The organism is Streptomyces sp. NPDC001709, assembly GCF_053596375.1.
The window spans coordinates 1-9,429 of sequence record NZ_JBSFGB010000100.1; the positions used below are offsets into that span (position 1 = coordinate 1).

Here is a 9,429-nt window from a genome sequence, read left to right on the forward strand (position 1 = left end):
GCGGGTCCCATCGCGCTTCGCGCGATGACAGCGAACCCCCTTGCTGCGCAAGGGGGTTGCGCTCCCGCTCCGCGTGAGCGCTGGCGAGAGGCTGCGCCTCTCGCGCAACCCCGCTGCTGCGCAGCGGGGTTGACGGGCCGTCCGCTGCGCTCCCGCCCGGTCGGCGGGTCCGCTGCGCTCCCCCGCCTGATGGTCCTTCCGGCTGCGCCTCCAGGACCGTTAGGCCCGCTGGCGCGGGCCGGGCTGGCTACCAGGAGGGGGTGCTCGATCGTGTCGTGATTCAGCCTCATGGCTGCGGTGAACCCTCCTCACCGCAGCCAGAGTCGAGTGCCACCGGGCGTGGCGCCTTCGCCAGCGTTGGTACGGGCTCTTCCGGATGGCCGGGCGGATTGCCGGCGTCGGGTCTGAGACCTGCTACCTGTCTCGGGGCGGTCAGTGAGCGGGGGGCGAGTGCACGGCCCCCCGCTCGCCGTCGGCGTTTTTCCTGGCTCGGTGCCTCGATCAGTCGGCGCCGTATCCCCCGCCAGAGGGGTCACGCAGTCCGGCAACACCGTCGGGGGTGCCGATACCGGTGGGGGCGTCGTAGCCCGGCCCCGCGGAGAAGGCGCCGGCCATGCCGGTGGTGATGTCGAAGAAGTCCTGTGGGTGGGCGTAGGGGTAGGAGTTGGGAAACGTGCCGGGAGCGGGGTTGCCGGCCAGGGCGTACATCCCGGCCATCAGCGGGGAGGACAAACTGGTGCCGCCTACGACGACCCAGCCGGTGTTACCGGCAGGGGTGGGGCTCGAGGTGTACACGGCTGCGCCGCTGGCGGGGTCCGCGTCCGCGGAGACGTCGACGGTGGTGCGGTTGTTGGGGCAGATGGTGTCGTGTTGGAAGGAGGGCTTGGGTTCGAAGAGCGAGCAGCCGCTTCCGGTACCGCTCCAGGCGGTCTCGATGAAGCCGCGCCGGTTGTGCGCGGGAGTCAGCGTGGTACCACCTACCGAGGTGACGTAAGGGGAGGCGGAGGGGTAGAACGTCTGGCCTCCGGTGTCACCCGAGCTGAAGGTGAAAGCGACACCAGGGTTGTTGCTGAAGTGGAAGTCGAAGTCGCCCTCGAACGACGCTTCGGGGAGGGTCCAGCTGTTGTTGACGAACTTCGCACCCTGGGCGACCGCTTGGTCGCTCCCGGCGAACAAGTTGGAGAAGAAGGCGGTGTCGTCCTCGACGACCAGGATGCGGCAGTCCGGGCAGGCGGCGCTCACCGCGTCCACGTCGAGGGCTTCCTCGGTTGCCCAGCTCGGATCGACGGCGGTCGGCAGGGTGCTTCCGCCGCGCTGGTTGATCACGCGGAGACAGCCGTTCGCCGTGGTGCACGGCGGGAGGTGGAACTGGCGGCGGTAGACAGCCAGGTCGCTCTCCAGGTTGGGGTGATGGAAGCCGACGTTGATCGCCACCGTCCGGCCCCTGCCGTGCTGGCCGAACAGGTTGTAGGCGCGGCGGAAGTCGAGGGGGCTGAGGCCGGGCGGCATCTGGTTCGGCGGGACGGACGTCATCGGTGGAAGGTCGGTGCGGATCATGGCCTCACAGGTCGCCCGGAAGGGATCGAGCGAGTGGGGACAGACACGCATGGCGGTCGGCCGGTGGTGGCCTCCAGCAGGCGAGCCCTGAGCCTGGGCGGCAGCCGGAACCGCGGTCAGGCCCACCAGCACAAGGACTGCGGCCAGCACCCAACGGATGGGGCGGACACCGTACATGACACTCCTTCGGGGCCGGACGGGTAGCACCGTGCTCGGGCGGGCTGTCGCCCCCTGGTCTTCGGGGTTCGCGTCCTTGACCCGTCCCAACCGGCTTCCCCGCCGGTCCGCGCAACCCGTAGCGGCGTCTGCCGCGGCGCCCACTGTCGACCCCCGAGAACGGGACCAAACCCGGACAGCGCCTGATCACCCGTCGGATGGCGTACCGGGACCACCCGGACAGCAGATCCCCAGCCAATGGACGACAACGACACTCATCGACGGCTAGCGACCGACAGGGCACACAGACCAGCCCCCTCCTGCCGATCGGCAGGAGGGGGTGACGGCTCGTCATGTCAGTGCCGCGCCAGCAGGATCACGGTCAACGGGTGGCGTACCAGGTTCCGGTCATGCTCGCGGAACTTCCCTCAGCATTCTCTGCTTCACTTTGAAAGACAGATAGACTCTGGAATCAGGAAAGACATCAGATGGAGAGGATATGTGCCGGTCGCGGTGCGCTTTCACAGAAGTTGATCAGCGGCCGACCAGCTTGACCAGTGCCCTCGCGAGCGGAGCCACCGTAGCGCAACTCCATGCGTCTACATGCAGGTTCCCCGACTCCCTGCCGCGTGGTACGTCCCGCCCGGCCGTCATGAGAAGGCAGATCGGAGCAGACTGAAAATGGCAGTGAAGGAACTGCGCCCTCACCAGCGGGAGGCCATTGACGCAGTGCTGCGCCGCCTGGAATTTCCTGCACGATCGACCGTGCCCGAGCGGGGCATGCGGACTCAGGTGGTCATGGCGACCGGCTCCGGGAAAACCCTCGTCGCCGTGCGCAGCGCCGAGGAGCTCCGGGCGGGCCGGGTACCAAGGCACGTGTTCTGTTCCCGCTTCTCGCCACGGCGGCACTGCTGACGCCGGCTGCCACGGCGTCGGCCGACACCGGCGCCCGTCACATCCCGGCGCGTCCGGCCGCTCTGAGCCCCCACACCTGTGACGGCAAAGACAAGGGCTACATCGTCAAGTGGTACGCGCCTCACGTTCCTTTCGCGCCGATTCCGCTGCGCTGCGGTCAGGTCGACGCCCGAGGCCGGGGGTTCGGCTTCAAGAAGATCGTCTACAAGCACTGGGACCCCTTCGTGGACGAGGAAATCGCCAGCACCCTCTCCAACTACACGGAAACGTGGGCCCAGGACGCCACGACGCAGGTCTTCGTCCTGAAAGACCTCCCGCCGTGCGAGTCGGGCCAGTACCGCGTCGTTGCCTCGTCCAAGCCCTACGGATCGACCGGACGCATGGGCATCATCACCGCCTACCACGAAGCCCTTCCCGGTGTCGCCAAGCGCTGCTGAGCCGTACCCTGCGGCCATGACGTTCTCCAGTACGGCCGCCGCGCGGTGTACTGCCGCAGCTCTCGAAGGGCGCCGGGTCGAAGACCCGGTGTGGGGCGCGTTCACCATCACCAGCGTCGAGGCGGACGGAACCTGCTGGCCGATCCAGGTCCGTTTTCTGGCGGCCGGCCGACGCTGGGAGATCTCGTTCGAGATCGGCGACGTCACCGACGAGCGCGAGCCCCTTCCCGAGGAGTTCGGCGAGGACGACGCCCAGGGGCTGGCCTCACTGGCGGTCACCTGGGTTCTGGAACAGCTCGCAGCGTGAACATGCAGAAGGCCTCGATCCTCGTGACCGGGGCCTTCTGCGTTTGTGGCGCAGGCGGAGATTTTCACTATCGGGTAGGCGGGCCGGTTTTCCCGGCCCGCCCCCCACACCACCGGACATGCGGGCCCGCATCCGGCGGTTCGTTCAGCTGATCTCAAGCGGGTCGGTGGCGGGACCACGAGCCCTCAGGCACATCGCGGAAGTTCACCCCGACGAAAGACTGTCCTACCTTGAAGACGTGGGTCTGATCTGGTCGTTCGTAAGATCGGAGGACCCCGGGGGCTCCGGGTATGGCTGTAAAGGCTGAGCCGCTTGATGGCTTACGGGACTTGGCCGCCCGGAGCCCCGCGACGACTCGACCGCTGATTGGGAGACGCGACTCGATCGCTGCTGTAGGACAACGCCGGCGAGGTCGTCTGCGGGATCGATGTACGACGAGCTGGCGGAGGGGAACGTGCCCGAGATCTGGGCCGGGGTGGACATCGGCAAGACGCATCACCACGCCGTGGTGATCAACGCGGAGGGCGAGCGACTGCTGTCGCGCCGGATCCAGAACGACGAGACCGAGTTGCTCGCACTGCTCGGCGACGTGCTGGCGATATCCGACGACGTGCTGTGGGCCGTCGACCTCAACCATGGTGGTGCTGCCCTGCTGATCGGCCTGCTCACCGCCCACGATCAGTCTGTCGCCTACCTCACCGGCCTGGCAGTGCACCGAGCCTCGGCCACCTACCGGGGTGAGGGAAAGACCGACGCGAAGGACGCCTTCGTCATCGCCGACCAGGCCCGTATCCGCCGGGACCTGGGGCTGCTCAGGCCCGGGGACGAGATCGCCGTCGACTTGCGCACCCTGACCACCCGGCGCCTGGACCTCGTCTTCGACCGCACCCGCCAGATCAACCGCCTCAGGGCTCAACTGCTGGAGATTTTTCCGGCCTTGGAGCGGGCGCTGGACCTGACCAACAAGGGTCCGGTCATGCTCCTGACCGGCTACCAGACTCCGGCAGCGATCCGCCGTACAGGTGCGAAACGGATTGAGACCTGGCTGAAGAACCGCAAGGTGAAAGGCGCCGCCGCACTCGCTCGCACTGCCGTGGACGCCGCCCAGGCCCAGCACACCGCGCTGCCCGGCGAGAGGCTGGCCGCCGCCATGGTGGTCCGCCTTGCGAAGGGGGTGATGGCCCTCGACGAGGAGATCGCGGAACTCGACGCTCTCATCGAGGCCCGGTTTCGCGAACATCCGCACGCCGAGGTGATACGCAGCCTTCCCGGCATGGGCGCCAGGCTCGGCGCCGAGTTCATCGCCGCCACGGGCGGGGACATGAACGCCTTCGGCAGTGCCGACCGCTTGGCCGGCTTCGCCGGCCTGGCCCCGCAGCCCCGCGACTCCGGCCGCGTCAGTGGCAACCTGCACAGACCCCGCCGCTACCACCGCGGGCTGCTGCGGGCGATGTACTTGTCTGCACTAGCAAGCCTCAAGTGCTGCCCCGCCTCCAAGGCGTACTACCAACGAAAGCGGAGCGAGGGGAAGGGACACAAGCAGGCCCTCCTGGCCCTCGCCCGCCGACGCGTCAACGTCCTGTGGGCAATGATCCGTGACAGAGAGTGCTACCAAGTTTCACCCCCCGTCGCAGCCGCGGCTTGACATCAGCATTGGGAAGTCCCGTAAGTGATCTACGATTTGGGTCTGGACGAGGTCCGGTGCGGTACGAACTCGTCGCTCGCCTATCCAGCGAGGGCGAGGTTGTGCAGGCGTGCGATGCCGAGCAGCGCGTGGTGGACGCCGTCGCCCTTGAGGCGGCAATCGCGGAGGATCTTCCAGCACTTCATCCGGGCGAAGGTGTGTTCGACGCGGGCGCGAACCCGCTTGTGAGAGCGGTTGTTCTCCTCCTGCCAGGCCGGGAGCTCTCGCCCTTTCTGGCGGCGGTGCGGGATGACCAGGCCGGTGCCTTGGTAGCCGCCGTCAGCGATCGTCATCGTGGCGCCGACGGCGGCACTGGCACCAGATTCCTCCCAGCCCCGGGAGTCGTGTCGGTTGCCGGGCAACGGCCGGCCGATCACGACAACCAGACGGGTGTCAGCGTCGATGACGACCTGGTGGGCGGTGGAGTAGCGGTAGTTCTAATAGGTCATCGGTGAGCCCGAGCGCGTGAGCGCAGGGGCCGTCAAGCGAGGTGGAAGCCTGCCCCCGTTCTGGGACTGGATCCCTGGGTTCAGACCGGCCCCGCCTCGCCCGCGCCCTGCCGGGCGGAGACCTTCGGTAGTTCCGGGACCTTGATCTCTCGTCAAAGACCGGTCCCGCCCGGCAGAAGCCCAAAACTCACCGGTTTCATGTCCCCAGCCCGCCGACAGGGGCCGACCTCTCAGCAGTTCGCGAGCCCCCGAGCTCTCCAGCAGACCGAGGTCCCTGCCGGTCGCTGGAGACACGAACGGCTCATGAGATGGCGTGCCTTGAGCACTTCTATTAGAGCGCCGCGTGCTCCGCAGGACCGATCTGCAGGTTGATACGGAGGTACAAGGTTGAGCGCGATCTTTTGCGGCATCGACTGGGCGGAAGGGCACCACGACATAGCTCTGGTCGACCAGAGCGGAGCCCAGGTGGCCAAGCTGCGCATCAGCGACGACAGTGCCGGTTTCCATGCGCTGATGGAACTATTGACCGGGTACGGTGACACCGCGGAGGATCCCATCCCGGTCGCCATCGAGACCCCGCGCGGGCTCCTTGTCGCCTGTTTGCGGGCCACCGGCCGCCAGATCTACGCGATCAACCCACTGGCCGCCGCCCGCTATCGCGATCGCGCCAGCGTCTCCCGAGCCAAGTCCGACGCAGCCGACGCCCGAGTCCTGGCCAACATCCTCCGCACCGACCGGCACGCCCACCGACCCCTGCCCGACGACAGCGAAGCCGGGCAGGCCGTCGCCGTCCTGGCCCGCGCTCACCAGGACGCAATCTGGGACCGGCAGCAGATGATCAACCGGCTCCGCTCACACCTGCGCGAGTACTACCCGGCCGCCCTCACGGCCTTCCACGGCCCCGGAAAGCCCGGCCTCGACTCGCCACGCGCCCGCGCGATCCTGACTGCCGCACCAACGCCCGCCGCCGCCGCCAAACTCACCCGCAACCAGCTGCGCGCCCTCCTCAAGCGCGGCGAGCGTCCACGCTGCGGAATCGAAGCCGAGGTCGAGCGGCTCCGGGACATCTTCCGCGCGGACCAACTCCGCCAACTGCCCCAGGTCGAACAGGCCCTGGGACACCAAGCGACGGCGCTCGTCCGACAGGTCGACGCCGCTTGCACCAGCGTCGCCCAGCTCGCCGTAGCGACGGAGGAGGCATTCCTCGCCCACCCGGACGCCGACATCATCACTAGCTTCCCCGGTCTGTCCGTGCTGTCCGGAGCACGCGTCCTCGCCGAGCTCGGCGACGACCGCGAACGCTTCGCGGACGCCCGAGCCATGAAGGCATACGCCGGCGCGGCCCCCGTTACGCGGGCGTCCGGCCGAAGCCACGTCGTCGTGGCCCGAACCGTCAAGAACCAGCGACTGGCCGCGGCCGGGCACATGTGGGCCTTCGCTGCCCTCCGCACCCCGGCTCAACGCGCCCACTATGACCGACGACGAGCCGGCGGTGAACGCCACACCGCAGCTCTCAGGAACCTGTTCAACAAGCTTCTCGGCTGCCTCTACCACTGCCTACGGCGCCGCACGCTTTACGACCCCGATCGCGCTTTCTCAGCGGCCCTGGACCTTGCCGCCGGAGCACCTACTTGACCTACCAGCGACATGAGATGTCTTGGACTGCTCGGCGATCGTGCGGTCACGGGTGGGCACGAGGGCGCCGTCCACGATGAGCACGGTGTCCTTGTGGAACCGCTGGCGTGGCTGGAGGGCCAGTAGCGGGCCAAGACGGTCGATGATCCGATCGGCCGCCGACTTCGAGACGCCGAACAGCGGCGCGAGCTGCCGCATGGTCAAGTTCGTGCGCCAGTAGGCCGTGACCAGCAGGATGCGATCCTCCAGCGACAGACTCCAGGGTCGGCCGCGCTGTCGATCTGCGGCATGCTCGCGCCGTACTGCAGCTACCAACGTGCCGAAGCAGCGCGGGCTCAGCCCTGTGAAGGGGCCTGTCCAGGACGGCACCGACGCCGTGATCACACCAGCCACGCCGTGATCGTTTCACTCTGGACGAGGTCGCTGAGCGACAAGCGGGGTTCACGGATCAGCGACCAGAGTCCATCTACCTCTCGGGGTGGGATCCGCCCAGAATGCTGCCCATGGGCGACGAAGAGCGGAACGAGGCAGAGGCACCGACATTCCCGTCGGCAGCAGCCGAGGTGGCTCGGCTGCTGGACTTGGACAACACAGCAAGCGTGCCGGAAGACCGACGCGCGCGACACCTGGCCCATGCGCTGCGCAAGCCACTACTCGAACGCGCCAGCCTGTCCGAGGAGTTCTTCGCACCGTTGATGGCCGCAGCCGTCTATGACCCTGACCCCAGTTTCTGCCGTTGGTTCATCGAGCCCGCGCTCTACGCATTCGGGCGCCGACGAGTCACGGCGGCCCTGCTCAACTATGCGCTGACGGGCACGGACGCGGAGCAAGCGGGCGCCAAACGGGCCTGGTACTGCGCCCACCTGCCGCTGCGTGCCGACCGGTCACCGGCCTACGCGCCCAGTGGGAGTCGCGATCCGGCTCTCGACGACTCCCACGACGCGGTGGATAAGTGGCTGCAGTGCGCCACCTCACCAGACCGCAACGGACCCTGATCCCGCGCCCGCGGTTACGGGACAAGCTTGAGCCGAAGTCAGTATCAAAGTGCTGGGCCGACAAAGGCTACCGGGGCGCCGGTGGAACGGTCCGTACGCCGTGCTGGGGCCGCTGGGAGACCCTCTCCGCAGGTCAGAAGGCGGTGAACCGGTCCCACGCGAAGATCCGAGCACTCGTCGAGCAGGCCATCGCCACCTCAAGTCCTGGCGGCTCCTTCGCAAACTGCGGTGCTCGACCACCCGGATCACCACACTCGTCCAGGCCGTTCTCATCCTTCATCTGACCAGCTCAGAGTGAGGGTGGGAAGACCCGGTGAATCCGTTCCGGCCTCAGCTTGAGCGCCTACCGGTGGGCATGGGCATACGCCTCGCGGATGGGGGCAGGTACATGGCCGCTGTGACCCCAGTTCACGTGGTAGCCGTGCTCGGCGGCCCAGGCGCGGATGATGTCGATGTCTGGGTCGGGGCCCAGGCTGAGCGTGCCTCGGACGGTGTAGGCCGGTAGTGGCGCACGCATCACTCTGTTTTTGGGCAGGCACAGCCCGAAGTGGTGCTCGAGCACGGCGAGCGTGAGATGTTTGCCGCTCAGCGCTGAGTGCGCCGGCGCAGCTTGGTGACTCGTCCCGTCAGGGGTCAGGACGCCGCCTGCAACGAGCGCCGGCAGCAGATGGTCCGGATTCTGACCCCAGCGATGTGCCTCCTCCCCGATTCCGAAGCCGCACACCGATCGACCATCACGCAGGTAGTCGAACTGCGCGGGCGGGTGATCCGTCATCGCCACGTATTGGATGACTTCGACACCACCGCGTGATGCTCTGACGGCCAGGTCGTCTCGCCCTGGGTCGGCCAGGTGCAGTACCGCGTAGGACCAGGCACCACATGCCCCAACCCGCACCACGGCGTTGTCGCCGGTCTCCGAGCGATGGAGGAGATGGGTGACATCGGGGCCGGTCAGCTCCACGGCGGCACCGGGCGTGCCGCCCATCCGCACCGCCAGGTCCTCCGGGCTGGTATCCCGGGCGAACACCACGCTGTCTAGCCCTTCGTCCCGGTCGGCCAGCCATCCGATTCCCTCACACACAGGTACTCCCACACGCACAGCGAAGACGGACGCCAGGTAGCGTATCCACGGCCGCTGACAACCGCTGCCGTCCTGTCACGCCGCCTGGTCACAGAAGACCCGCCTCACCACTCGTGAAGAACGAGTTGCGCAGCAGGTGAACAACGCACGTCTGCACGATCGTCGCAGCCAGACCGCATTGACCGCGTCCGGCAATCCCGTCAGCCCGTCACA

At 67.7% G+C, this 9,429-nt stretch carries 8 protein-coding genes and 4 pseudogenes; 7 read left to right on the forward strand and 5 right to left on the reverse strand.

Features of this window, described 5'->3' with window-relative positions; all coding sequences use genetic code 11:
- Positions 1–501: 501 nt before the first annotated feature.
- A complete protein-coding gene (locus ACWC0C_RS47480; RefSeq protein ID WP_450871386.1) occupies positions 502–1,734 on the reverse strand; it encodes a S53 family peptidase in 1,233 nt (410 codons plus the stop codon).
- 660 nt (positions 1,735–2,394) lie between these two features.
- On the opposite strand from ACWC0C_RS47480, the gene ACWC0C_RS47485 reads away from it, so the two are divergent.
- The 4 genes from ACWC0C_RS47485 (at position 2,395) to ACWC0C_RS47500 (ending at position 5,017) form a co-directional block, all read left to right on the forward strand.
- On the forward strand, positions 2,395–2,628 hold the full coding sequence (locus ACWC0C_RS47485) for a DEAD/DEAH box helicase family protein (protein ID WP_450871388.1): 234 nt from the start codon (positions 2,395–2,397) through the stop codon (positions 2,626–2,628).
- Between the two features lie 224 nt (positions 2,629–2,852).
- Positions 2,853–3,065 carry a hypothetical protein gene (locus ACWC0C_RS47490; protein WP_450871390.1) on the forward strand — a complete coding sequence of 71 codons (213 nt, stop codon included), beginning with the start codon at positions 2,853–2,855 and terminating at the stop codon, positions 3,063–3,065.
- A gap of 16 nt (positions 3,066–3,081) precedes the next feature.
- Positions 3,082–3,372 carry a hypothetical protein gene (locus ACWC0C_RS47495; RefSeq protein ID WP_450871391.1) on the forward strand — a complete coding sequence of 97 codons (291 nt, stop codon included), beginning with the start codon at positions 3,082–3,084 and terminating at the stop codon, positions 3,370–3,372.
- Positions 3,373–3,799: 427 nt separating this feature from the next.
- Positions 3,800–5,017 carry an IS110 family transposase gene (locus ACWC0C_RS47500; protein WP_450871393.1) on the forward strand — a complete coding sequence of 406 codons (1,218 nt, stop codon included), beginning with the start codon at positions 3,800–3,802 and terminating at the stop codon, positions 5,015–5,017.
- Between the two features lie 80 nt (positions 5,018–5,097).
- Here ACWC0C_RS47500 and ACWC0C_RS47505 read toward each other — a convergent pair.
- A pseudogene (locus ACWC0C_RS47505) lies at positions 5,098–5,493 on the reverse strand (transposase family protein); the annotation flags it as partial.
- A gap of 399 nt (positions 5,494–5,892) precedes the next feature.
- Between ACWC0C_RS47505 and ACWC0C_RS47510 the strand changes: the two are divergent.
- Positions 5,893–7,140, forward strand: coding sequence for an IS110 family transposase (locus ACWC0C_RS47510; protein ID WP_450871395.1), 1,248 nt, complete (start codon positions 5,893–5,895; stop codon positions 7,138–7,140).
- Positions 7,141–7,161: 21 nt separating this feature from the next.
- On the opposite strand, the pseudogene ACWC0C_RS47515 reads toward ACWC0C_RS47510, so the two are convergent.
- Positions 7,162–7,533, reverse strand: a pseudogene (locus tag ACWC0C_RS47515) (helix-turn-helix domain-containing protein); the annotation flags it as partial.
- Between the two features lie 110 nt (positions 7,534–7,643).
- Between ACWC0C_RS47515 and ACWC0C_RS47520 the strand changes: the two are divergent.
- Both ACWC0C_RS47520 and ACWC0C_RS47525 read left to right on the forward strand, forming a co-directional pair.
- Entirely contained in the window at positions 7,644–8,135 is a 492-nt protein-coding gene (locus ACWC0C_RS47520) for a hypothetical protein (protein ID WP_450871397.1), read from the forward strand.
- A 50-nt stretch (positions 8,136–8,185) separates the two neighbouring features.
- Positions 8,186–8,433, forward strand: a pseudogene (locus ACWC0C_RS47525) (transposase family protein); the annotation flags it as partial.
- Positions 8,434–8,478: 45 nt separating this feature from the next.
- On the opposite strand, the gene ACWC0C_RS47530 reads toward ACWC0C_RS47525, so the two are convergent.
- Together ACWC0C_RS47530 and ACWC0C_RS47535 are read right to left on the reverse strand one after the other, a co-directional pair.
- Positions 8,479–9,216, reverse strand: a complete 738-nt coding sequence (locus ACWC0C_RS47530) for a DUF6461 domain-containing protein (protein ID WP_450871398.1) — start codon at positions 9,214–9,216, stop codon at positions 8,479–8,481.
- Between the two features lie 118 nt (positions 9,217–9,334).
- A pseudogene (locus ACWC0C_RS47535) lies at positions 9,335–9,429 on the reverse strand (transposase); the annotation flags it as partial.